This is a genomic window from Haloactinopolyspora sp., assembly GCF_027324685.1.
GTDB lineage: Bacteria > Actinomycetota > Actinomycetes > Jiangellales > Jiangellaceae > Haloactinopolyspora.
Map to the genome: position 1 here is coordinate 1 of NZ_DAHVSH010000024.1, position 22,111 is coordinate 22,111.

At 69.2% G+C, this 22,111-nt stretch carries 16 protein-coding genes; 9 read left to right on the forward strand and 7 right to left on the reverse strand.

Annotated elements, in window-relative coordinates; genetic code table 11:
- The 4 genes from M6444_RS03640 to M6444_RS03655 form a co-directional block, all read left to right on the forward strand.
- A partial coding sequence (locus M6444_RS03640; RefSeq protein WP_298323290.1) for an APC family permease occupies window positions 1-1,592 on the forward strand: 1,592 nt, incomplete at its 5' end.
- Entirely contained in the window at window positions 1,547-2,866 is a 1,320-nt protein-coding gene (locus M6444_RS03645; RefSeq protein ID WP_363326224.1) for a class I SAM-dependent RNA methyltransferase, read from the forward strand. The genes M6444_RS03640 and M6444_RS03645, both read left to right, overlap by 46 nt.
- A 229-nt stretch (window positions 2,867-3,095) precedes the next feature.
- Window positions 3,096-4,241 (forward strand): magnesium and cobalt transport protein CorA, encoded by a 1,146-nt coding sequence (locus M6444_RS03650; protein ID WP_298323294.1) that lies wholly within the window; start codon window positions 3,096-3,098, stop codon window positions 4,239-4,241.
- Between the two features lie 26 nt (window positions 4,242-4,267).
- Window positions 4,268-5,197, forward strand: coding sequence for an LLM class F420-dependent oxidoreductase (locus M6444_RS03655; protein ID WP_298323296.1), 930 nt, complete (start codon window positions 4,268-4,270; stop codon window positions 5,195-5,197).
- A gap of 3 nt (window positions 5,198-5,200) precedes the next feature.
- Here the strand turns inward: M6444_RS03655 and M6444_RS03660 are convergent, their stop codons facing one another.
- The gene (locus tag M6444_RS03660) at window positions 5,201-5,893 is read right to left on the reverse strand and encodes a response regulator transcription factor (protein ID WP_298323297.1); all 693 of its coding nucleotides are present in this window, start codon (window positions 5,891-5,893) and stop codon (window positions 5,201-5,203) included.
- Complete coding sequence (locus M6444_RS03665) at window positions 5,890-7,698, reverse strand: histidine kinase (protein ID WP_298323298.1); 1,809 nt, start codon at window positions 7,696-7,698, stop codon at window positions 5,890-5,892. The genes M6444_RS03660 and M6444_RS03665 overlap by 4 nt, the downstream gene beginning before the upstream one ends.
- 202 nt (window positions 7,699-7,900) lie before the next feature.
- Here M6444_RS03665 and M6444_RS03670 point away from each other — a divergent pair, with 202 nt between their 5' ends.
- Complete coding sequence (locus M6444_RS03670) at window positions 7,901-8,566, forward strand: phospholipase A2 (protein ID WP_298323299.1); 666 nt, start codon at window positions 7,901-7,903, stop codon at window positions 8,564-8,566.
- Window positions 8,563-9,864 carry an acyltransferase gene (locus tag M6444_RS03675; protein WP_298323300.1) on the forward strand — a complete coding sequence of 434 codons (1,302 nt, stop codon included), beginning with the start codon at window positions 8,563-8,565 and terminating at the stop codon, window positions 9,862-9,864. The genes M6444_RS03670 and M6444_RS03675 overlap by 4 nt, the downstream gene beginning before the upstream one ends.
- Here M6444_RS03675 and M6444_RS03680 read toward each other — a convergent pair.
- Window positions 9,851-11,407: a hypothetical protein gene (locus tag M6444_RS03680; RefSeq protein ID WP_298323301.1), complete on the reverse strand. Its 1,557-nt coding sequence runs from the start codon at window positions 11,405-11,407 to the stop codon at window positions 9,851-9,853. The genes M6444_RS03675 and M6444_RS03680 overlap by 14 nt on opposite strands.
- A 304-nt stretch (window positions 11,408-11,711) precedes the next feature.
- On the opposite strand from M6444_RS03680, the gene M6444_RS03685 reads away from it, so the two are divergent.
- Window positions 11,712-14,507 carry an aconitate hydratase gene (locus tag M6444_RS03685; protein ID WP_298323302.1) on the forward strand — a complete coding sequence of 932 codons (2,796 nt, stop codon included), beginning with the start codon at window positions 11,712-11,714 and terminating at the stop codon, window positions 14,505-14,507.
- Here M6444_RS03685 and M6444_RS03690 read toward each other — a convergent pair whose 3' ends face one another.
- The gene (locus tag M6444_RS03690) at window positions 14,508-14,969 is read right to left on the reverse strand and encodes a hypothetical protein (protein ID WP_298323304.1); all 462 of its coding nucleotides are present in this window, start codon (window positions 14,967-14,969) and stop codon (window positions 14,508-14,510) included.
- A 71-nt stretch (window positions 14,970-15,040) separates the two neighbouring features.
- The gene (locus M6444_RS03695; RefSeq protein WP_298323305.1) at window positions 15,041-15,508 is read right to left on the reverse strand and encodes a hypothetical protein; all 468 of its coding nucleotides are present in this window, start codon (window positions 15,506-15,508) and stop codon (window positions 15,041-15,043) included.
- Between the two features lie 179 nt (window positions 15,509-15,687).
- Here M6444_RS03695 and dxs point away from each other — a divergent pair, with 179 nt between their 5' ends.
- Both dxs and M6444_RS03705 read left to right on the forward strand, forming a co-directional pair.
- Window positions 15,688-17,622, forward strand: coding sequence for a 1-deoxy-D-xylulose-5-phosphate synthase (gene dxs, locus M6444_RS03700; RefSeq protein WP_298323306.1), 1,935 nt, complete (start codon window positions 15,688-15,690; stop codon window positions 17,620-17,622).
- Window positions 17,619-18,740 carry an AI-2E family transporter gene (locus tag M6444_RS03705; RefSeq protein ID WP_298323307.1) on the forward strand — a complete coding sequence of 374 codons (1,122 nt, stop codon included), beginning with the start codon at window positions 17,619-17,621 and terminating at the stop codon, window positions 18,738-18,740. Before dxs ends, M6444_RS03705 begins: the two co-directional genes overlap by 4 nt.
- A gap of 14 nt (window positions 18,741-18,754) precedes the next feature.
- Here M6444_RS03705 and M6444_RS03710 read toward each other — a convergent pair whose 3' ends face one another.
- A complete protein-coding gene (locus tag M6444_RS03710) occupies window positions 18,755-20,866 on the reverse strand; it encodes a 3-hydroxyacyl-CoA dehydrogenase NAD-binding domain-containing protein (protein WP_298323308.1) in 2,112 nt (703 codons plus the stop codon).
- Window positions 20,866-22,095 (reverse strand): acetyl-CoA C-acyltransferase, encoded by a 1,230-nt coding sequence (locus M6444_RS03715; RefSeq protein WP_298323309.1) that lies wholly within the window; start codon window positions 22,093-22,095, stop codon window positions 20,866-20,868. Before M6444_RS03715 ends, M6444_RS03710 begins: the two co-directional genes overlap by 1 nt.
- Between the last annotated feature and the right edge of the window lie 16 nt (window positions 22,096-22,111).

Consider the following 22,111-nt stretch of genomic DNA (forward strand, 5'->3'; position numbering starts at 1 on the left):
ACGTGCTGACCGTGGCGGTGTCGATCTCGGCGGGTGTGGACAACTTGATCTCGGCCGTGCCGGAGCTTCAGGGCCAGCGGATACCGATCGCGCTCGGCCTGGTCGTCTTGCTGGCCACGATCAATCTGCGGGGCACGAAGGAGAGCGGTAAGGCCTTCGCGATTCCGGTCTACCTGTTCGTGGTCGCCATCGGCACGTTGATCGTGTGGGGACTGATGCAGACGGCGTTCGGTGAGGCGCCGGTCGCCGAGTCCGCCCAGTACGACGTCACCGCGGAGATGGCCGACCTGGGTGGAGTCGCCGTCGCCCTGTTGGTCCTGCGCGCGTTCGCCTCCGGCTGCACCGCACTGACCGGCGTGGAGGCGATCGCCAACGGAGTTCCGGCCTTTCGCAAGCCCAAGGCCAAGAACGCAGCGACGACGCTGGCGATCATGGGCACGCTGTCCGTGGCCATGTTCGGGGGCATCACGGCCCTGGCGGTCATAGCCGACGTGCACTACGTGGAGGATCCGTGTTCGCTGCAGGGGTTCGACTGCGAACAGGACCCGCAGCGCACGGTGATCTCGCAGCTCGGCGACGCGGTGTTCGGTGATGGCACCGTGGCGTTCTACGTGGTGCAGGGCGCGGCGGCGCTGATCCTGATCCTGGCCGCCAACACCGCGTTCAACGGCTTCCCGCTGCTCGGCGCGGCGCTGGCGCAGCACCGTTACGCCCCGCGCCAGCTGCACACGCGGGGAGACCGGCTGGCCTTCAGCAACGGCATCATCGTGCTGGGGGTGCTCGCCGGTTCGTTGGTGGTCGTCTTCGACGCGTCGGTGACGCGGCTGATCCAGCTCTACATCGTGGGCGTGTTCACCGCCTTCACGCTCGGTCAGGCCGGCATGGTGCGGCACTGGAACCGCGTGCTCGCCGGTGCCACCCCGAGCACGGCATCGCGCCGTACGGTTCTGCGCTCCCGGGCCATCAATGCGTTCGGCGCCACGATGACCGGTCTGGTGCTGATCGTGGTCACGATCACGAAGTTCACGCACGGGGCCTGGCTGGTGCTGGCGACGATGCCGGTGTTGTTCATGCTCATGCGCGGCATCCGCCGGCACTACGACAAGGTGAGCGCGGAGCTGACCGTGCACGACTGGCCGGCGGAATCGCTGCTGCCGTCCCGGGTACATGCGGTGGTGCTGGTGTCCCGGTTGCACAAGCCGACCGTGCGCGCCATCGCGTATGCGCGAGCGGCCCGCCCGGACATCCTCGAGGCGGTCACCGTCAACGTGGATGCGGACGAGACTGCGGCCTTGCTGGACGAATGGGACCGTCGCGGCGTACCGGTGCCGCTGCGGGTGCTCGACTCGCCCTACCGCGAGATCGCGCGCCCGATGGTGGAGTACGTGCGTGCCATCCGGCGCGAAAGCCCACGGGAAGTGGTGACGGTCTACATCCCGGAGTATGTCGTTGGCCACTGGTGGGAGCAGATCCTGCACAATCAGAGTGTGTTCTGGCTCAAGAGCAGGTTGTTGTTCACTCCCGGCGTCATGGTGACCACGGTGCCGTGGCAGCTGCTGTCGTCGGCCGAGACCCCCCGGAGGCCGAGCTGAGCCGCCCGCCGCGTCGGGAACGGGGGCGGTCCCGGGCGGGGGACGAAATGGTCGTGCAGATCGGCTCGGTCGCCCACGGTGGCTCGTGCGTCGCCCGTCACGAAGGCCGAGCGGTGTTCGTCCGGCATGCCCTGCCTGGCGAGACGGTTCGTATCCGGGTCACCGAGGGCGGCGAGGACGACCGCTTCTGGCGCGCCGACGCCATCGAGATCATCGAGGCATCTGCGGACCGAGTCGTCGCACCGTGCCCGTATGCCGCGCCGGGCGGCTGCGGGGGTTGCGACTGGCAGCACGCGGCCCCGGCGGCGCAACGGCGGATGAAGGCCGCGGTGGTCACCGAGCAATTGAGCCGGCTCGCCGGCCTCGATCGCGAGATCGAGGTCGAGGCGGTTCCCGGCGACGCCGAAGGGCTCGACTGGCGAACCCGGGTGACCTATGCCGTCGACAGCGAGGGTCGGCCCGGGCTCCGGCGGCACCGCTCGCACGACATCGTCACCATCGAGCAGTGCCTGATCGCGCATCCCGAGGTACGCGCCATCGGGGTGGAGCACCACCGCTGGCCGGGCGCGGCGTCGGTGGAGGCGATCGCCTCGGGAAGCGGCGAGCGGTTGGTCGTGATCACCGGGGCCGAAGACGGGCCCGCGCCAGATGCGAGAAAGCTACCGGACCTGCCCGCCGATGTGATCATGGCCGGTTCCGGGTCCACCTGGCACACCGAGACCGCAGCCGGGCGCACGTGGCAGGTGACCGGGAGTGGGTTCTGGCAGATCCATCCCGGCGCGCCCGACACGTTGGTGCAGGCCGTGCTCGACGGGCTGCGTCCCGTGGCAGGGGAGCGCGCGTTCGACTTGTACTGCGGTGTCGGCTTGTTCGCCGGCGTGCTGGCCGACCACGTCGGCCCGAGCGGCAGCGTCGTCGCCGTGGAAGGCTCGCGCCAGGCCGCCGCCGACGCACGCTGGAACCTGCGTTGGCGCGACGGGGTCCGGGTGATCGAAGGACGGGTCGACCGGGTCCTGCAGCGGCGCGAACTGAGCGGACGGGTCGACATCGTGGTGCTCGACCCACCTCGGACCGGCGCGAAGGCCCCGGTCGTGCGGTCGATCGTCGATCGGGCTCCGCGGGCGGTGGCCTACGTCGCGTGTGACCCGGCGGCGCTCGCGCGCGACGTCGCGACGTTCGGCGAGCTTGGCTACCAGCTGGACACGGTGCGCGCGTTCGACCTGTTTCCGATGACCCACCACGTCGAGTGCGTGGCGATCCTGCGACCTGGCTGATCGCGGTGGTCGATCTGCGCCGACCGGCGGCCACGCGCAGCGCCGGTGGACTATCCTGAGGTGCGTAGCACGGTGGTCGTGAGCAAGGAGGTGGGAGCTGTGACGCGCAGCGAACCTCCTAGTCCTGCGCCGCAGGGCGGCCGAGCCACGGGCAGGTGAAGCCCGGCGGCGAGCTGTCCTGCGCGGTCTGAGACAGCTGCTGCCGCTCCTGACGTTAGGAGAACACGTCATGCCTCCGCGTCGTCCACGTGCACTACGCGTCATCCGTCCGGCGTTGCGCCGGCATCCACGTGGGACAACGAACTCCACCGGCGGTGAGACGTCGGCCGAGGAGACCGATCCCGGCCACGCCACCTCGAGCATCGTCGACGCTGCGCTGTACCGCGACGGGCGCCGGGTCAGTACGCCGAGCTCGCTGTCCGACACGTACCAGCAGTTGCGTGAAGACGCCGAGGCGATGGCATGGATCGGGCTGTTCCGGCCCAGCGATGCCGAGCTGATGTCGCTGGCCGAGGAATTCGGCCTGCACGAACTGGCCATCGAGGACGCGATGGAGGCGCATCAGCGCCCCAAGCTCGAACGTTACGGTGAAACCCTGTTCGTCGTGTTGCGCGCCGCGCGCTACCTCGACGCTTCGGAGCAGGTGGACTTCGGCGAGTTGCACCTGTTCGTCGGTCCCGGCTTCGTCATCACCGTTCGCCATGGTGCGGCCCCTGACCTCTCGGGGGTGCGGCGGCGGATGGAGGACGATCCGCAGCTGCTGCGGCTAGGCCCCGAAGCCGTCCTGTACGCGATCCTCGACGCCGTGGTCGACGGCTACGTTCCCGTCCTCGCCGGCGTGGAGAACGACGTCGACGAGATCGAGACCGAAGTGTTCGGCCGCGACCCCCGGGTGTCCCGACGTATCTACGAGTTGTCTCGTGAGGTGCTCGAGTTCCAGCGAGCCACGCGCCCGCTCATCGCCGTGATGCAAGGCCTCGAGGCCGGTTTCGTCAAGTACGGCACCAACGAGGAGTTGCAGCGCTACCTGCGCGACGTCGCCGACCACATCGCCGAGGTGACCGAGCGCGTGGACGGATTCCGGCAAGTGTTGCAGGACATCCTGACCGTCAACGCCACGCTGGTCACCCAGCAGCAGAACGAAGAGATGAAGTCGCTCACCGAGGCGAGCTTCGAGCAGAACGAGGAGATCAAGAAGATCTCCGCATGGGCGGCGATCCTGTTCGCGCCGACACTGGTGGGCACGATCTACGGGATGAACTTCACCCACATGCCCGAGCTCGACTGGCGCTTGGGCTACCCGTTCGCGCTCTTCTTGATGGCGATGGTCTGTGGGGGGTTGTTCGCCGTGTTCCGGCGCCGCGGGTGGCTGTGAAGAGCGGCTATGGAAAGCTGAAGAGCATGCAGTTGCGGATTTTCACCGAACCACAGCAGGGCGCGCACTACGACGACCTCCTCCGCGTGGCAAAGGCCACCGAGGAACTCGGCTTCGACGCCTTCTTCCGGTCCGACCACTACCTGGCCATGGGCGCCAGCGACGGATTGCCCGGGCCGACGGACGCTTGGGTCACCCTGGCGGGACTGGCGCGTGAGACCTCGCGTATCCGGCTCGGGACGCTGGTCTCAGCGGCGACGTTCCGGTATCCGGGTCCGCTGGCGATCCAGGTGGCGCAAGTCGACCAGATGTCCGGTGGCCGGGTCGAGTTCGGACTCGGTGCCGGGTGGTACGCACAAGAGCACCAGGCGTACGGCATCCCGTTTCCGAACCGCCGGTTCGACCTGCTCGAGGAGCAGTTCGCCGTCATCACCGGACTGTGGAACACGCCGGTGGGCGAGCGGTTCAACTTCGAGGGCCGGCACTACACGCTCACCGATTCCCCGGCTCTGCCCAAGCCGGTTCAGCCTCAGGTCCCGGTGATCGTCGGCGGCAACGGCCCGCGCCGTACCCCAGCCCTGGCCGCGCGGTACGCCACCGAGTACAACGCCTCCTTCCCTCCGAAAGCGGAGATCGCCGACCGGTTCGCCCGCGTGCGCAAGGCGTGCGAGGACATCGGGCGCAACCCGGACGAACTTCACTACTCCGTGGCGATGGTCCTGGCGTGCGGGCGCGACGAGGCAGAGTTCACCCGCCGGGCGGCTGCCATCGGCCGCGAGCCCAGCGAGCTTCGCGCCAACGGACTGGCCGGCACGGTCGCGGAGGTCGTCGACGGCCTCGGCGCCTTGAGTGAGGCCGGTGCGGACCGGGTGTACCTCCAGGTGCTCGATCTCACCGACATCGAACACCTGGAGCTGGTGGCTGCCGAAGTCGCTCCCCAGATCCCGGCGGCGTGACGCTCAGCTCCCGGGTTGCACCAGTCCGGTCTCGTAGGCGATCACGACGGCCTGCGCCCGGTCGCGCAGGCCGAGCTTGGTGAAGATGCGCCCCACGTGTGTCTTCACGGTCTGTTCGGCCAGCACGAGCGCGTCGGCGATTTCCGAGTTCGACGATCCGGCGGCGATGAGTTTGAGGACCTCGGTCTCGCGGGGTGTCAGCTCGCGTAGTTGTGACGGACGCGGCCGGTTGGTGTCGGGGCGCCGGGCGAAGTCCGCGATCAGGGTACGAGTCACCGAGGGCGCCAGTAGTGCGTCACCGCCAGCCACGACGCGTACGGCCTGAACCAGGTCTGCGGCCGGGGCATCCTTGAGGAGGAATCCGCTGGCACCGGCGCGCAACGCCTCGTAGACATAGTCGTCGAGGTCGAACGTGGTCAGCATGACCACCCGGGGATGGCGCAGGCCGGGTGCGCGCAGGATCCGGCGAGTCGCTTCCAGCCCGTCGAGCACGGGCATCCGGACGTCCATGCGCACGACGTCGGGTTCGAGACGTCGTGAGGCGTCGACTGCGGCGGCGCCGTCGGCGGCATCCCCGACGACGTCGATGTCGGTCTGAGCCGCCAGCAGTGCGCCGAAACCCTGCCGGACCATCGCCTGGTCGTCGACGATCAGCACCCGGACCGGGGGCGTGGGTGGATCGGACGCTGCCCTCACCGGTCGTGCTCCTCGATCTCGAGCGGAAGGTCGGCGCGTACCTCGAAGCCGCCGTCCGGCAGCGGTTCGGCGGTCAGCGTGCCGCCGACGACGTGCGCGCGTTCACGCATGCCGATCAGACCATGCCCGGGCTCGGTGCAAGCAACCGGCACCGCCGAAGCGCCGTTGACGACCTGGATGCGCAGCATGTCCGGCTCATAGCCGACGCTCACCGTGACTTCGGCGCCCGGGGCGTGGCGGGCGGCGTTGGCCAGGGACTCCTGCACGATCCGGTAGGCGGACTGGCTGACCGCCAAACCGACCGGTACGACCGGGCCGTGTGTGGTGACGATAGCGGGGACACCGGAGCGCGAGGCGGCCTCGACGAGCTCGTCGAGCTGGCTCAGGCCCGGCTGCGGGGTGTGTGTGACGGCGTGGTCGTGGCTGCGTAGCACGCCGAGCAGACTACGAATCTCGTTGAGGGCGTCGCGAGCCGACGTGCTGATGGCGGCGAACTCGGCCTGCGCCGGACCCGACAGGCCGGCGATGCGGTATGGAGCGGTCTCGGCCTGCACCACCATCATCGACATGTGATGCGCTACGACGTCGTGCAGGTCGCGTGCGATGCGGGTGCGTTCTTCGAGTACCGCCCGGCGGGCCTTCTCGAGCTCGCTGAGCTCCGTCTGGCGTTCGAGCTCGCGGCCGGTCCGTCGCCGCGACCGGACCAGGTCGCCGATGATCGTGAGGGCGGTCGCGGCAACGATCATGGTGATGGCGACGCCGGAGTTCGCCGGGGCACCGGTGGAGATCACCATCACGGTGACGGCCCACACCCAACCTGTCGTCCAGCGGTCATGGCGGACGCTGACCAGGAACGTCGAGATGAGCCAGACCCATTGGAAGACGACCGGCCACGCCCCTGGGTCGGGTCCGCCGCTCGGTGTGCCGATGACGGCGACGACGGCGGCGAGGACGGTCGCCAGCCGCCATCCGAGCAACGCGTATCGCCTGCTCATCGCCACCGGTGCGGCGACGAGCGCAGCGAAGATCGGCAGAACCAGGTCGTGGACCACAAGCGTCTCGTGCACTGAAGCGACCGCGATCCAGAAAACCCCCAGAGCCAGCAGCCACGGGAGGAGGGCTCGGGCTCGTCCCACCCACGCGGAGGACGGGAACAGGCGTTCGCCCAGGGCAGGCCCGGCTTGCGGAGAGGGCGCCCAGTCGACGAAAGCCACCCGGAAGCCCCTGAGCAGCCTGACTCTGACCTCGGCGAGCGAAATCGGCGGCCCGGCGCCATCGGCCGTGGCGATCAGGCCAGCGGCGCGCACGAGCATGCCGGCAACTGTCACCGCAGTCACGCCGACGGTCCAGCCCGCGATCAGGTCAGGTGGCACCGACATGGCGAACAGGGTCGCCGTGGACAGCCAGGCCACGAGGACGACGCCGATGCGCGGCCCACGCGGCAGTCGCTGCGGTGGATTCCACGCTGTCGCGAACAGCAGCGCCAGCAGCACCAAGCCGTGGACGACCGGCCACGGCCACGGGTCCGCGTCGACGATGTCGAAGGATCGTGACACGACGAAGGCTCCGGTTGCCGACAGCAGCCATCCCGTCGCCGGACTGGTGGTGATGAGCCCGAACGGTGCCGCGCCCAGGATGGCCGTGACGGCGACGAGCACCGGGCCGATGCTGCCGTCCACCACTTCGGTCACGGTCAACAGGCCGAGGCTGAACAGCACGAGTGAACCGAGCCAGGGCAGCCATGATCTGGGTACGACCGGCCGCGCAACCTGGTCACCCGACCCAGTGTCAGAGTCGCCGTTCACGCTGCACAGCGTAGGCGGCATGGGCCCCGCGCCGCGTCGTTCCGTGGTAGCGGTTCGCTCTGGCTCCACGGAGTGAGCCACTGGCTGCCGCCGATACCGCAGCGCCACGCTCAACGCCGCTCCGCAGCCTGATGAATCGTCACATCCGGATTCCTAGCGTCCTGCCCGTCGCCGGATCGGCCGGTGACGGGAGGTGGACGTGGTGTCGTGGAAGCGCATCGGAATCGTCTTGGCGGCCGTCTTGGCCTCGCTCGCGCTGACCGGGGCCGGGCAGGTGTCGCCGGTGACGTCAGGCCCGGAGAACCAGGCGGCTGCGCACGCCGTCGCGGTGGCGACCGGGCGTGCCGATGGCACCGGGGCCGACCTCGTGCCGCCGGACTTCGCCGAGGTCATGGGGTACACGCCGGAGTTGGTCCTCGACGGTGTCGGGGTACGCGTGATCGATCCGGCCGGAAATTGTTCGTCACCGGCCGGATCAGCGGGCTACGACTTCGATCGTGCTTGCCGATTCCACGACTATGGCTATGACCTGTTGCGTTACGCAGCGGACCGGGGTGGCGAGCTGGGGCCATGGGCCCGGATGGCGATCGATGACCAGTTCGGCGTCGATTTGCGGGCACACTGTGCCGACCTGGGTGGTTCGCCCGGATGCCGTGCGGCGGCATGGGCCGGCGAACACGCGGTGCGGATCAACTCCTGGCGGCAAGGGTACGGCGTTCCTGGCGTCGAGAATCCGCTGCCGTACGTGGCAGCTGGAGTGTTGCTTCTCACGGTCTGTGTCGGGTCGAGGCTGGCCGGACGGCTGCATCGGGCATGCGTCACGGTGGCGACTCGGTCCGGTTGCCGGGCGGCGGGGACCGCGAAATGAGCCCGGCCGCATGGAGACAGCGCGTCCATGAGTGGGAGGCGGCGACCCCGCCGAGCCGAGACCGGTTCATGGACGCCACCCGGGTGCTGAGCATGCTCGTCGTGGTGGCGGGACATTGGCTGATGGCTGCGGTCGCGGTCGTGGACGGGCGCGTGAGCACACGCAACATTCTGGACGTGGTGCCGACCCTGCAGCCGGCGACGTGGGCCTTGCAGGTGATGCCGCTGTTCTTCCTGGCAGGCGGGTTTTCCAACGCCGTCGCGTGGCGCCGGAGGGCGAGCGCGGGTGTCGCAGCGTTCGTCGGTACTCGACTGGCCAGGCTGACCCGCCCGGCGCTGGTGTTCACCGTGGGGGCTGCGGCGATGCTGACCGCGGGCCGGGCCTTGGGCGCGCCGTCCGAGCAGATTGCGCTGGCCGGGCGGTTCGTCGGGGCGCCCCTGTGGTTCCTGGCGATCTACCTCCTCGTCGCTGCGGCCACCCCTGTGCTGTTGCGTTGGCACGAGCGTGCGGCCATGGCCGTTCCCGCCGGGTTGTGTGCCGCGGTGATCGTGGTGGACGTCCTGCGTATGGGCGAGATCGTTGATGTGGGATTCGCGAACTTCATACTGGTCTGGTTGCTCGTCCATCAACTCGGCTTCTGGTATGCCGACGGCTGGACCGAACGGATGTCGCACGGTGGCGCATGGGCATGCGTGGCCGGCGCCCTGGGCGTACTGGTCCTCCTGACCGGGCCCGGTCCGTATCCGGTCAGCATGATCGGGCTGGAAGGCCAGATGTCGAACATGGCGCCGCCGTCCGTGTGCCTGCTGCTGGTGACCATCGGGCAGGCGGGCGCGCTCGTACTCGTCCGTCCGGCGGCCTGCCGGTGGCTGCGGAGGCCGCTGCCGTGGGCCGTGGTCGCCGGACTCGGTGCGAGGGCGATGACGATCTACGTCTGGCACGTTTCGGTTCTGGTGGTTGTGAGCGCGGCGTTGGTCGCGCTCGAGGCCGGCCTGCCGCAACCGGGGAGCGCGTTGTGGTGGGTGACCCGCCCGGGCTGGCTGGCGGTCCTGGCGTTGGTGCTGGCCCTGATGGTGGCGCTGTTGGGACGCTGTGAACAGGAGGCACCGGCAAAGGTGCGGTGCACTCCGGCGGCTACCTGGCTGGGTGTCGCTTCGGCCTCGGGTGGCTTGTCGATCGTGGCGCTGGGCGGGGCGGCGGCGCCGACGGTGTGGGCGGGTATCGGCGCGTTGCTCGGAGGCCGGATTCTGGTGCGTACGTCCAATGGCGAGGTCGCTTCGCAGGTCAGGGGATCGTGATGTCCAGCGTCAGCGGCTTGTCGGTCTTGACCGGGTAGGTCTTGGAGTCGATCTTGGCGCTGCCCACCGGGCTGTAGGTCAACGTTCCCTCGGTGAACGTGTCGTCGACCAGGAAGACCACCCAGTCCTCCTGGCCGGCGTCGGCCTGCGGAGAAAGAGACTGGCCGTCGATGGTGAGCGTCATGGACTTCGTCTCGTCCATGTTCAGTCGGGCGTACCCGTCGGCGAGCTCGTCCGGCCGGTTGGCGATCGGCACGGTCAACCATGCCTGGCCGGCCGGCGCCCAACCTTTCGCGTAGTCGAAGGGCGTCAAGAAGACCTGCTGGATCTCGCCGCCGAACGTGTACGTCACGTCCTCGCAGCAATAGAACTCCTGATCTTTGTCGAGCTGCTCCTCGGTGCGGATGGTGAATGTCGTGGTGGGCCACGTGGTCGACACCTGCTGCACACGGGCCTCTCGGGTGTAGGCGACCTGCGAGACGTCGGAGGTCAGGCTGCCGTCTTCGAGTGAGAGCACCTGGTCGGATCCATCGACGGTCGCCACCAGGGCCGGGTCGGCATCGTCGGCGAACGAGGCGAGCAAGGTGCGCTGGCGTTGTTCGATGTCGCTGCACGGCACCTCCGAACACCCCACGGTGAAGGTCGCGGCGTCGTCGTCGCTGGCGTCGCCCACGGCGCCGTGCAGGCTGAGACGTTGGCTCCCGGCGGCCAGTGAGATCGCGGTGGTGGCGCTGCGGGCGTCGCCGTCGCTGAAGTACGACGCCTCCGTGTCCGAGGTGGTTTCCGGTGGCGGGCCGATGGTCACCTGCCACGCCGCGACCTGCTGGCCGTCGACCGGACGGAAGTACGGCGTGTCCACACCGTCGGTGGACTCGGACTCGGCGTCGTACGAATCGTCCTGGGCGGCAACGGCTTCGCGGGGGATGACGTCGGTCGTGGCCGCAGCTGTCACGGTGAGCGTCATGGCCGGGGTGATGAGCCGATACTCCTCGTCGAGATCCTCGAACTCGAGGTGGGACGCTGCGTCGCCTTCAGGCAGGAACACGGCGAAGTCCGCGGCCGGGGCCTCGGGAGCCTGAGGCTCGTCGAGCGAGTCCGCCGCGACGGGTTCGTTTCCGTCCGGCCGGAACAGCTCGGCGCTGCTGATGGCGGTGGGCGCGGGCTGGTCGTCCGGCTCGATGGCCAGGCGGACCCCGTCGTCGTTGGAGCCGTCCTCGACGAGGGCGATGGGATACCAGGACTCGTCGTCGGCGGCGCCGAGCTGGCGCAGCGGGCCGCAGTACACCGACGTGTCGATGTCGTCTTCGCCCGTACGGCGGAAGTAGCAGCGAGATTCCTCGGCCACCGTGGTGGTTCCCGCGCTCACCCCGGCCTCGGTCAGCTCGTCGAAGGCATCGTCGGCCTCGATGAGGACCGACTCGGCGTTGCCGACCGTCGTCCCCTCGAACTGAATCGTCTCGCCCCCGCAGGCGCTCGCGGCCAACACCAGAGCACCTACGGCGGCGAGTCTCGAGCCGAGTCCGACGTGCACCCGAACACGCATGAAATCTCCTTTGGCGATCAATGCTGCAGCACGGCCTGTAGGTGCCGCTGTGAGTTGATGTGTGACAAGCGGGAGGACATCTTTTACCGCATCGAGATCGTGAGTGATCACGCGGGCCGGAGTGCCCATGGCGGCGAGCGCGACGACGACCGTGTATCTTGATATCAAGACAGTTTCGCGGATCCGATTCGTGGCCGTGAGGTGACCCTCAGCGCAGGCGCGGATGGCGGAGTGCGCGACGATGTTCGAAGGCGAGCGGCCGGGCGACGGTCGCAGTACGGCGGACGAGAGGTTGGGGATTGACGTGGCCAGCAAGGACAGCTTCGGTGCCAAGACCACCCTGCGAGTCGGGGACCGGTCGTACGAGATGTACCGGATCGCTGCCGCAGGTGATGTGGACCGGCTGCCGTACAGCTTGAAGATCCTGCTGGAGAACCAGCTCCGGACCGAGGACGGCGCCAACATCACCGCAGAGCACGTCCGGGCCCTGGTCGACTGGGATCCGGCAGCGCAGCCGAGTACCGAGATCCAGTTCACGCCGGGCCGGGTGGTGATGCAGGACTTCACCGGCGTGCCGTGCATCGTCGACCTCGCCACGATGCGCGAGGCCATGAGCGAACTCGGCGGTGACCCGGCGCGGATCAACCCGTTGGCACCAGCCGAGCTGGTCATCGACCATTCGGTGATCGCTGACGTGTTCGGGGCGCCGGATGCCTTCGTGCGCAACGTCGAGCTGGAGTACGGCCGCAACAAGGAGCGGTACCAGTTCCTGCGGTGGGGCCAGGGTGCCTTCGACGATTTCAAGGTGGTGCCGCCCGGCACCGGGATCGTCCACCAGGTCAACATCGAGCATCTCGCCCGGACGATCATGACGCGCCCGGACGGCGATGCCACCGTGGCCTTCCCGGACACCCTCGTGGGCACCGACAGCCACACCACCATGGTCAACGGCCTCGGCGTCGTCGGCTGGGGAGTCGGTGGCATCGAGGCCGAAGCGGCCATGCTCGGCCAGCCGGTCAGCATGCTCATTCCGCGCGTGGTCGGGTTCAAGCTGTCCGGTTCCCTGCCTGACGGCGCCACCGCCACCGACCTGGTGCTGACCATCACCGAGTTGCTGCGCCAACACGGCGTGGTCGGCAAGTTCGTCGAGTTCTACGGGCCGGGCGTCGCCGAGGTCCCGCTGGCCAACCGCGCCACCATCGGCAACATGAGCCCGGAGTACGGCTCGACCATCGCGGTGTTCCCCATCGACGAGGAGACGGTGCGATACCTGCGCCTGACCGGCCGATCCGACGAGCAGGTCGCCCTGGTCGAGGCGTACGCCAAGGAGCAGGGCCTCTGGCACGATCCGGACGTGGTGCCCGACTACTCCGAGACGCTCGAGCTCGACCTCGGCACCGTGGTTCCGTCCATCGCCGGGCCGAAGCGGCCGCAAGACCGCGTCTCGCTCAGCGACGCGAAGTCGTCGTTCCGCACCGCGCTGCGCGACTACGTCGACCACGAGGCCGAGGACGAACTCGACGACGCCGTCGAGGACACGTTCCCGGCCAGCGACCCCATCGCGGTCGCGCTGGGCAACGGGGGCGGCCACGCGGTGGAATCAGCGGCCAACGGCGCGCACGGGCGTTCCTCCGCCCCGGTGCGGGTCACGCTCGGCGACGGCACCGAGTGCGAGCTGGACCATGGCGCCGTCGTCATCGCGGCGATCACCAGCTGCACCAACACGTCGAACCCATCGGTCATGGTCGGCGCCGCCTTGCTGGCCAAGAAGGCGGTCGAGCGCGGCCTGAACCGCAAGCCGTGGGTCAAGACCACGCTCGCGCCGGGGTCCAAGGTCGTCATGGACTACTACGAGCGAGCCGGGTTGACGCCGTACCTGGAGAAGCTCGGCTTCCACCTGGTCGGCTACGGCTGCACGACGTGCATCGGCAACTCCGGGCCGCTGCCCGGTGAGGTGTCGGCTGCGGTGAACGAGAACGATCTCGCGGTCGTGTCGGTGCTGTCCGGAAACCGGAACTTCGAGGGGCGGATCAACCCGGACGTCAAGATGAATTACCTGGCCTCGCCGCCGCTGGTGGTGGCCTACGCGCTCGCCGGGACGATGGACCTCGACATCACCACCGAACCGCTGGGCACCGACTCGCAGGGTGCGCCGGTGTACCTCAGCGAGCTGTGGCCCTCGCCGGCGGAGATCGAGGAGGTCGTGGACTCCGCGATCGCCAGCGAGATGTTCAAGCGCGACTACGCCGACGTCTTCGCCGGTGACGAGCAGTGGCAGGCCCTGCCGACGCCGGAGGGCGACACGTTCGCGTGGGACCCGGAGTCGACCTACGTGCGGCGCCCACCGTACTTCGACGGCATGGGGGTCGAGCCGGAGCCGGTGCGCGACATCGCCGGGGCTCGGGTGCTGGCGAAGCTCGGCGACTCCGTCACCACCGACCACATCAGCCCAGCGGGTGCGATCAAGGCCGACTCGCCGGCCGGGCAGTACCTGTCCTCGCACGGCGTCGCGCGGCGTGACTTCAACTCCTACGGCTCGCGCCGCGGGAACCACGAAGTGATGATTCGCGGCACGTTCGCGAACATCCGCCTGCGTAACCAGCTCGCGCCGGGGACCGAGGGCGGCTTCACGCGCAATTTCGCCGGCGAGGGCGAGGTCACGACGATCTACGACGCCTCGGTCGCCTACGCCGAGGCCGGCACGCCGCTGGTGGTCCTGGCCGGCCACGAGTACGGGTCGGGCTCGTCGCGGGACTGGGCGGCCAAGGGCACGGCACTGCTGGGCGTGCGGGCCGTCATCGCGGCGTCCTACGAGCGCATTCACCGCTCGAACCTCATCGGCATGGGCGTCCTGCCGCTTCAGTTCCCCGAGGGGCACAACGCCGATTCGCTGGGGCTGACCGGTGAGGAGACCTATGACATCACCGGTATCGAGGCGCTGAACTCCGGCGAAGTGCCCACGACGGTGCGCGTCAAGGCCACCGGCGGCGCCAACGGTGACGTCGAGTTCGACGCCGTCGTTCGCATCGACACGCCGGGGGAGGCCGACTACTACCGCCACGGCGGCATCATGCAGTACGTGCTGCGCAGCCTGCTCTGATCACGTCGGGTCATCCACGCGCGGCTCAGCTGGGCCGGGACCGCGAACACGGTCCCGGCCCATCATGACGATGCCGATCAGCAGGACCACCGAGGCCGCCGCGGACACCCAGAAGCCGACCTGGACGTCGCCGAGCCCGGCGTCGACAGCGTCGTCACCAGTCTGCATGACGGCCCAGGTCACCAATGTGGCCACGGCGATCACCCACGCGAGCACGAGGACGAACCTCGACAACAGCAGCGCGCCCAGGACCCCGAGTGCACCCACGACGGCCAGCGGCAGCGCCATCGAGTTCCAGTACGACGACGCCGGTCCGCTCGCGATGTCGGACTGGTACAGGCGCTCCAGTGGAAGCTCGTGCGCCGGCCGGTCGCCGAACCAGTCCAGATAGGCGCCCGCGGTGGTGCCCAGTGCGCCGAGCGCGGCCAGCGTCGCTGCGAGTATCCGTCGACGAGTCGGCATGGTGGAACCGCCTCCCCCTGGCGAAATTCCTTGTGATCAGGGTAGCCGCCGTCGATGCACGCGGCGAGCGATCACCAGGAGTCGTCGTCGCCGAACACCGACAACGGCGCCTCGATCTCCTCGCGACGCGGGCCCATGACGATGATCCCGACGAGCACGGCCAGCACCCCGGCGACACACAGCCAGACCCCGAAACCGACGTCGGAGTCCGCCGGCGCACTGTCGGTCGCCGCGCCGATGAACCGCATGATGCCCCACAGCGCGAGGACGGTGAAGCCGCCCAACCACGTCAGGCCCAGCACGAATCGAGAGCGGATCAGCGCGCCCAGAACCCCGAGCGCGCCCAGAATCGCCAACGGCGCCGCCAGCGACGTCCAGTAGGACGACGGGGCACCGGCCTCGCCGGTCCGGACGAGCTGAGCGATGGTCAAGTCGACCGGCGCGTGGCCACCGAACCAGCTGACATAGGCGCTCACCGCGCAGACGAACGCGCCGGCGCCCCCGATGATCGCACCGACCCATCGACGCCCGAGGCTCATGATCGCCGCTCCGTCCTCACTTCGTCGTCCGGGCCGACCCCTCGACCCGGCAGCCGAAGGCTAGTGCGCGCACCCGGTGAGCTCAACACGCGGTCGGTGAGGCCGACCTGGGATGTGATCAATCCGGGTCAGCCATCTACACTCGACCGTGGAGAACACGTGGGACGAGGAGGCATCGCGTGGGATTGGTCGACCGCATCACGAGCCCACGCGACCTGCGTGGTCTTTCTGATGCCGAGCTCGTGTCCCTGGCTGCCGAGATTCGCGACCGGCTCATCACGACAGTCTCACGCACCGGCGGCCATCTCGGCCCCAATCTCGGCGTGGTCGAGCTGACCATCGCCTTGCATCGCGTCTTCGATTCACCCCGCGACCCGATCATCTTCGACACCGGGCACCAGGCCTACGTGCACAAGATGCTGACCGGCCGGCAGGACGGGTTCGACCGGCTGAAGCAGTCCGGCGGGCTCTCGGGCTACCCGTGCCAGGCCGAAAGCGAGCACGACTGGGTCGAGAACTCCCACGCCTCCACGGCCTTGTCGTACGCCGACGGGATGGCCAAGGCGCTGGCGGTGCGCGGCGAGCGCGACCGCACGGTGGTCGCGGTCATCGGGGACGGCGCGCTGACCGGTGGGATGGCCTGGGAGGCGCTGAACAACATCGCCGATGCGCCGCAGACCGGCCCCGACCGTCGGCCGCTGGTCATGGTGGTCAACGACAACGGCCGGTCGTACGCGCCCACGGTCGGCGGCCTGGCGCGTCGGCTGACCGGGCTGCGAACCGACCCGCGGTACGAGCAGGCTCTGGAAGTGGTCAAGCGCACTTTGGGGCGCACGGCGCTCGTCGGGCAGCCGCTGTACGACGCGCTGCACGGGGTGAAGAAGGGGCTCAAGGATCTGCTCGCGCCACAGGGCATGTTCGAAGACCTGGGCCTGAAGTACATCGGCCCGGTCGACGGTCACGACCGTGAGGCGGTCGAGCAGGCGCTGACGCAGGCGAAGCGGTTCGGCGGGCCGGTCCTGGTGCATTGCCTCACTCAGAAGGGCTACGGCTACGACCCCGCCGTCCGCGACGAAGCTGACCAGATGCACAGCCCCGGTGCCTTCGACCCGTTGACCGGCGCCCCGTCCGGCGCTCCGGTGCGGCAGTGGACCAACGTGTTCAGCGACGCGCTGGTGGCCGCCGGGCGGGAACGGCCCGACGTCGTGGCCATCACCGCGGCGATGCTCGGGCCTACCGGGCTCGAGGCGTTCGCGCGGGCTTTCCCGGACCGCTGTTTCGACGTCGGCATCGCCGAACAGCACGCCACGACGTCGGCGGCGGGCATGGCCATGATGGGCCTGCATCCCGTGGTCGCGGTGTACTCCACGTTCCTGAACCGTGCGTTCGACCAGGTGCTCATGGACTGCGCCCTGCACAAGGCCGGCGTGACGTTCGTGCTCGACCGCGCCGGTGTCACCGGCAGCGAGGGCCCGTCGCACAACGGCATGTGGGACATGTCGGTGTTGCAGCCGGTTCCCGGCCTGCGACTGGCCGCACCGCGCGACGGTAGCCGCCTGATCGAATTGTTCGGCGAGGCGCTCGAGGTCCACGACGCGCCGACGGTGGTGCGCTTCCCGAAAGGTGCCGTCGCGAGCGACATCGAGGCGATCGAGCGCGTCGGTGCCACCGACGTGCTGGCCCGGGCCGACTCCGACGACGTGCTGATCGTGGCCGTCGGGCCGATGGCCACGGCCGGTGTCGATGCCGCCGACAGGCTGGCCGCACAGGGTGTCGGGGTGACGGTCGTCGACCCGCGCTGGGTCAAGCCGGTCGACCCCGCCCTGATCGATTTCGCGCGGCAGCACCGGCTCGTGGCCACCGTGGAGGACAACGGCCGGGTCGGCGGCGTGGGATCGGCGTTCGCCCAGGCATTGCGAGACGCGGGCATCGACGTGCCGGTGCGTGAGTTCGGTATCCCACAACGCTTCCTCGAGCACGGCAGCCGCGACGCCATCCTCGGCGAGGCCGGCTTGACCGGACAGGACCTCGCCCGCGAGATCTCCGGGTTCGTCGCGGCCCTCGACCACGGCAGCGCGCACGCCACCACCGACTCTCCGACGGTCCGTCCGTGAGCGAGCCCACCCGCGCGGGCCGGCGTGAATCGCCGGAGTGGTTGCGCAACGAAGCCATCATCGCCGGCCGCCTCCTTCTCATCGGCCTGGCTGTCGCCGGCGGCATCTGGCTGGCGTTACAGGTGCAGTTCATCGCGGTGGCGGTCATGCTCGGTTTCGCCGAGACCGCGCTGCTGTGGCCGTTGGCGCGCTGGCTTCGCTCGAAGCGCGTCCCGGCCGTACTGGCCGCGCTGGCGTGTGTGCTGCTGTTCCTGGCGTTCTTCGCCGGGCTGGTGGTCTTCGTGATCACCGAGGTCGTGGACTCGTGGCCGGACATGGTGGCCGCCATCACAGGGTCGGTGAACGAGATCAACGACTGGCTCGCCGACGGACCGTTCGGTCTGGACACTCAGAACGTCCAGGATCTGCTGGACGAGTTCGAGTCCAGACTCGGTGACCTGCTCGGTAACGTCACCAGCGCGGCGGCGACCGGGTTGACGCTGGTCGGCAATCTGGTCACGGTCATCCTGGTGGCGACGTTCTTCGCGATCTTCGCCCTGACCAGCGGCGACAAGTTGTGGCAGCAGTTCGTCGGGGCGCTGCGCCCGGAGCAGCAGCCGCCGGCGGACGCCTCGTTCCGAGCGGCGATGAAGACCGTCGGCAACTGGTTCTACGCGTCCACGCTGACCGGGCTCGTCGACGGCGCGCTCATCGGCATCGGGTTGTTGATTCTCGGCGTGCCGCTGGCCATCCCGATCGGCGCGCTGACCTTCCTCATGGCCTACGTGCCGCTGATCGGTGCGACGCTGGCTGGTGCGATCGCGGTTCTGGTGGCGTTGTTCTCCGGGGGATTCGGGACCGCGCTGTGGGCGCTGGGCATCGTGTTGGTGGTCCAGCAGATCGAGGGCAACGTGCTGGCGCCGCTGCTGATGTCGCGGGCATTGAGTTTCCACCCGCTGGTCGTGCTCGTGCTGACCACGGCGGCGGCCACGGCGTTCGGGCTGGTGGGGCTGTTCCTCGCGGTGCCGCTCAGCGGGGCGATCACGTCGGCCGTGCTGGCGTGGAAACGCACGGTCCGCGCCATGGAACTCACTGACGAATCACCACCGCCGAGCGGCGAAGCTCCAGCGCCGAGCTGAGCCGCTGCGCCGGCTCAGGGCTCCGGCGGGCTGGCAACGCCTCGCGGCAGGAACCGCCGCCCGGTCGCCTTCTCGGCGATCCCGGTGCGGTCGAGGTAGGGCGTGATGCCACCGAGGTGGAACGGCCAGCCGGCGCCGAGCAGCAAGCACAGGTCGATGTCCTGCGGCTCAGCCACGACCTGCTCATCGAGCATCAACCGGATCTCCTGCGCGACGGCGGTCATCGCGCGGTCGTGCACCTGTTCGGCGCTCAGCTCCACGTCACCCTGCTCGAACAGCGCAGCCGTGTCGTCGTCGAGGTACGGCTTGCCCTGATCGTCCCAGGACCAGATGCCGGGCTTGCCCGCCTCGACCAGCCGGCGCAGGTTTTCCGAGACGATGAACCGGTCGGGGAACGCCTCGTGCAGCGTCTCGGTGACGTGTAGCGCCACTGCCGGGCCTACCAACTGGAGCAGCACGAACGGCGACATCGGCAGACCGAGTGGGGCGAGGGCGTTGTCGGCGACCGCTACCGGGGTTCCCTCGTCGGCGGCCGCGTTGATTTCGCTCATCAAGCGAATGAGCACGCGATTGACCACGAAGCCCGGCGCGTCCTTCACGAGCACGCACGACTTCTTCAGCGTCTTGCCCACGGCGAACGCCGTCGCCAGGGTCTCGTCGTCGGTGCGCTCGGCCCGGATGACCTCGACCAGCGGCAGGACGGCCACCGGGTTGAAGAAGTGGAAGCCGACGACGCGCTCAGGATGCTTGAGCTTCGACGCCATCTCGGTGACCGACAGCGACGACGTGTTGGTCGCCAGCACACAGGCGGGGTCCACGATCCCCTCGAGCTGGGCGAAGACCTGCTGTTTGACCGTCATCTCCTCGAAGACGGCCTCGATGACGAAGTCGGCGTCGGCGAACACCGCCATGTCCGTGGACCCGGTGACCAGGCCCTTGAGGCGATTGGCGTGGTCGGCGGAGATGCGGGCCTTGCCCAGCAGCTTGTCGATCTCGGCGTGTACGCGGTCCACGCCGGCGCGCACTCGCTCGTCGTCGAGGTCGGTCAGGACGACCGGAACCTCGAGCCGCCGAGCGAACAACAGCGCCAGCTGACTGGCCATGAGACCGGCGCCGACGACGCCGACCTTGGTGACCGGGCGGGCCAGCTTGGGGTCCGGGGCACCGGCCGGGCGCTTTGCGCGCCGTTGCGTGAGGTCGAAGGCGTAGACCCCGGACCGCAGCTCGTCGCCCATCACGAGGTCGCCCAGGGCTTCGTCTTCGGCGGCGAACCCGTCGTCGCGACTGGCGGTGCGCGCAGCGGCGATGAGCTCCAGCGCGCGGTACGGCGCGGGGGCCGCGCCATGCAGCCGGCCGTCGGCCACGGCCCGCCCGCGGGCGACGGCGGCCTCCCACGCCTCGGCGGAACGCGGCACCTCGGGGCGTTGCACCTGCACGTCGCCCCGGATCACCTGGGCGGCCCACAACAACGACTGCGCGAGGTAGTCGGCCGGTTCGAGGGCGACATCGGCGATGCCGAGCTCGGCGACCGCCGGTCCGTCCATCATCCGGTTCTGGTTCAGCGCGTTCTCGATGATGACCTTCACCGCGGCGTCAGGCCCGATCAGGTTCGGCAACAGCCAGGCGCCGCCCCACCCCGGGACGAGACCGAGGAACACCTCGGGCAGCGCGATTCCGCGGGCCGCTGTGGACACGGTCCGGTAGGTGCAGTTCAGCGCCACTTCGAGGCCGCCGCCCAGGGCCATGCCGTTGATGAAGCCGAACGAGGGCACCGGCCCGGAACCGAGCTTGCCGAACACGCGGTGACCGAGCCGACCCAGTTCGACGGCCTGCTCTCGCCGGGTGATCAAGGACATGCCGTTGAGGTCGGCACCGGCAGCCAGGATGAACGGCTTGCCGGTGACGGCGACGGCGACCACGCCGGGCTCGGCATGCGCGGCGTCGATGGCACGCTCGAGTTCGAGCAGGGAGGCAGGACCCAGGGTGTTCGGCTTCGTGTGGTCGTGACCGTTGTCGAGAGTGATGAGCCCGGCGCGGCCCGCGCCGAGCGGCAACTCGACGAAGCGCACATGTGCCTTCGTGACGACCTCGTCGGGGAACAGCGAGGTGAAGTCGATGTCGGGCATCAAGCCGTGGCCTCCTCGGCGTCGTAGTCCGCGTGGTGCGGGTTCTCCCAGATGACCGTGCCGCCCATGCCCAGGCCGACACACATGGTGGTCATGCCGAACCGGACCTCGGGGTGCTCCTCGAACTGCCGTGCCAGCTGGTTCATCAGCCGCACGCCGGACGACGCGAGCGGGTGCCCGACGGCGATGGCGCCGCCGTACGGGTTGACGCGCGGGTCGTCGTCAGCGATGCCGAAGTGGTCGAGGAAGGCGAGCACCTGGACGGCGAAGGCCTCGTTGATCTCGAACAAGCCGATGTCATCGATGGACAGCCCGGCCTTGGCCAGGGCCTTCTCCGTGGCGGGCACCGGGCCGGTGCCCATGAACTCCGGTTCGACCCCGGCGAAGGCGTAGGTGACCAGCCGCATCTTGGGCCGCAGCCCGAGGTCGGCGGCCGCGTCGGCCCCGGCGAGCACGGCCGCGGTGGCGCCGTCGTTGAGCCCGGCGGCGTTACCAGCGGTGACGCGGCCGTGCGGGCGGAACGGCGTCTTCAGCCCGGCCAGGTCTTCGACCGTGGTGCCCGGCCGGGGTGGTTCGTCGGCGGTGGCCAGGCCCCAGCCGGATTCGGTGCTGCGGGTGGCCACGGGGACGAGATCGGGCTGGATGCGGCCGTCGGCGTAGGCTTTGGCCAGCTTGGCCTGGCTCGCCGCGGCGAACGCGTCGGCGCGCTGCTTGGTCAGGTGCGGGAAGCGGTCGTGCAGGTTCTCAGCGGTGTTGCCCATGACCAGCGCGGAGGGGTCGACGAGCTTCTCGGCCAGGAACCGTGGGTTGGGGTCGACGCCCTCACCCATCGGATGACGCCCCATGTGCTCGACGCCACCGGCCAGGACGACGTCGTAGGCACCGAAGGCGATACCGCCCGCGGTCGTGGTGACGGCGGTCATCGCACCGGCGCACATCCGGTCGAGCGCGAAGCCAGGGACGCTGCGCGGCAGGCCGGCGAGGATCGCCGCGCTGCGCCCGATGGTCAAGCCCTGGTCGCCGATCTGCGTCGTGGCCGCGATGGCGACGTCGTCGATGCGTTCGGGTGGCAGCGACGGGTTGCGGCGCAGCAGCTCGCGGATGCAGTGGATGACGAGATCGTCGGCACGAGTCTCGTGGTACATGCCGTTGGGTCCGGCCTTGCCGAACGGCGTACGTACGCCGTCGACGAAGACGACGTCACGGACAGGCCTTGCTGGACGAGGCACCTGGCCCTCCTCGATC